General features: G+C 55.9%; 1 protein-coding gene. It reads right to left on the bottom strand.

What is annotated here, in order from left to right; translation table 11 throughout:
* Nucleotides 1-842 (bottom strand): type IV secretory system conjugative DNA transfer family protein (locus H6B30_RS16010; RefSeq protein WP_205112241.1); only part of this gene is annotated, 842 nt, incomplete at both ends.

The raw sequence follows: 842 nt of genomic DNA on the forward strand, positions 1-842 counted from the left end.
TCCTCCTCGTCCTTAATCTTCTTCATGTCGAAGTGCGTCTTGCAGAAATACTTGGTGGTCTTGAACTCCTCCGACTGTTCGATGTCGAACTTCTCCAACATACTCTCGTCCGTGGCGGTGAAGTCGCGCGCCGCCTGTCCGGCCAGCCATCCGGTGGCCATGTCCGCTATCTTCGCCGCCGGAACGAGGTAGTCCATCTTCTCTGATATGGTGGTGGACACCTTCTGGTCGTTGATGGATATGGAGCGCGAGGTCTGCTTGGCCTTGCCGAACACGTCGTTCTGCGCCCATTCCAGCGTCTCCTTGTTACGGGCAGCCCCCATGAAGATGTTGCCGCACGTGGTAATGATTTTCTGCATACCCACCTTGCCGTAGTCCGCCTCCAGTTGCGGAAGTTCCTGAAAACCTAATGTCACGGCCACCTTGTTGGAGCGTGCCGTACCGATAAGTCGATCTATCTTGTGGAAGTACAACGTGGGCAGCTCGTCCACGATGATGCTCACCGGGATGTTCCCCTTTGAGTTCACACGGGTTATCAGGCGGTTCAGCACCAATGCGTTGAGCGAGCCGATGACCTGTTCTTTCTCCGGGTCGTTGGCAATGACAAGATAGCTCGGATGCTCCCTGTCGGAAATCTTCAGGTCGAAGTCGTCCCCGGTGAACACCCAATAGGCCTCCGGCGACACGAGCCTTGCGGCGTTGACGCGGAGCGTGCCCACCATTCCTTCCAACTGGTCGTTGGCCTTGTTCTCGTAAGCACTCTTAAACGGCGCCATAAGCGAGGCTATCTTGTCATCCTGCATCAGGATGTTGAACACCTGGTCGTATGGCCTGCCGAGAAA

Origin of the sequence: Marseilla massiliensis (assembly GCF_016899955.1) — a bacterium.
Classification (GTDB): domain Bacteria; phylum Bacteroidota; class Bacteroidia; order Bacteroidales; family Bacteroidaceae; genus Prevotella; species Prevotella intestinigallinarum.